Annotated in this window: 1 protein-coding gene; it reads right to left on the reverse strand. The window is 52.6% G+C overall.

Features of this window, described 5'->3' with window-relative positions; all coding sequences use genetic code 11:
• Positions 1–37: 37 nt before the first annotated feature.
• A complete protein-coding gene (locus ACM6IP_RS22735; protein ID WP_414862325.1) occupies positions 38–1213 on the reverse strand; it encodes an integrase core domain-containing protein in 1176 nt (391 codons plus the stop codon).
• Positions 1214–1255 lie beyond the last annotated feature (42 nt).

Genomic DNA, 1255 nt, shown 5'->3' on the forward strand with positions numbered 1-1255 from the left:
TGTACGGGACAACCACATGGGTTACAAAAAAGTACCTTTACATAGGTAACACTTTTATCGACACGTACCCGTTCTTTGCCTCTCTAGCATAGACCCGGCCTAGGATTACCGGACCGAATATCACCTCCCACACATCATCACTGATCATCTCCATTCCAATGGTCTGATGCTTAAGCACATTGGCTATATAAATCCGCAGACCTGCTCGATTAATGATTCCATTACTATCAGCCAGGTAACACTCCACGTGGCTCGCATACCCCATTTCAGGCAACTTTTCCGGGTAAGTCCGAGTCGAGGGTGAATAGCAGGAAGCAGGCGTTTTCTGGTCAAGCGCCTCGTGCCCCCGCTCATAATTGTAGTGCTGCACAAAGCGGTCAAACTGTCTCTGCTGAGCCTCCCAAGGAATGGCGGGCGGTTGAGGCAAGGTACTTTTCAGCGTTCGGTGCATGCGTTCGTGACGCCCATTCTGGTCCGGACGGCCAGGCTCAATTCGCTCAGGAATAATCCCTAGTCGCAGCCACCATATCGACAGCTGCGACAGCCCGGCACGGCCGGTACTGGCAAATGGCACACCATTGTCAGTCCGAATACGCTCCGGCAACCCGTACTCGCGGAAAACTCGCTCAAAGGTCTGTTGGGTCTCCTTCAGATTGGTACTGGACATACTCTGGCAGGCCAGTAGAAAACGGCTGGCGTGATCCATGATCGTCAGTGGATAGCACCAAACTCCGGCGCCCGTCAGAAACTGGCCCTTGTAGTCCGCGCTAAAGAGCTGATTAGGTTTTTCTGCCTTGCTCAAAGGTTTGGGATAGACCGCGACACGCCGTCGTACACGCTGCGGCGTAATTAAGTTGGCTGCTTTAAGGATGTTGTAGATGGTCGTTTTTGACGGCGGATCCTGATCGGGAAAGCGCTTGAGCAAGTCATTTTGGATCTTCTTAGGCCCTGGAGTTGTTTCTCCGATAGACCGAAGCTCGATGATTGCCTGCCTAACAGCGACAGGCACCACGTAGCTCTGGCTGTGCCGGCAACGGCTGCGTTCCTCAAGCCCACTAGGCCCTTCAGCTTTGTATCGCTCGACCCATTTATAGCCAGTCTTTCGACTGATCTCGTAGTCACTGCACAGCTTGCTGAAGGTGTGTTTGTCCGCCAGATAGGCAGCGATGAACATCACTTTTCGATCCATAGGTTTCAGCTCTCTCCAGGGCATGGTCAGATCCTCGCGAAATCGACCCTGCTAGTTAAAAACTGT

Source organism: Pseudomonas sp. IT-P176 (assembly GCF_949767245.1).
In the GTDB taxonomy this organism is placed as follows: Bacteria; Pseudomonadota; Gammaproteobacteria; order Pseudomonadales; family Pseudomonadaceae; genus Aquipseudomonas.

Bases quoted from the DNA above. Each gene is read 5' to 3' on its own strand.
- ACM6IP_RS22735 (WP_414862325.1), bottom strand. From the start codon at position 1,213: ATGCCCTGGAGAGAGCTGAAACCTATGGATCGAAAAGTGATGTTCATC.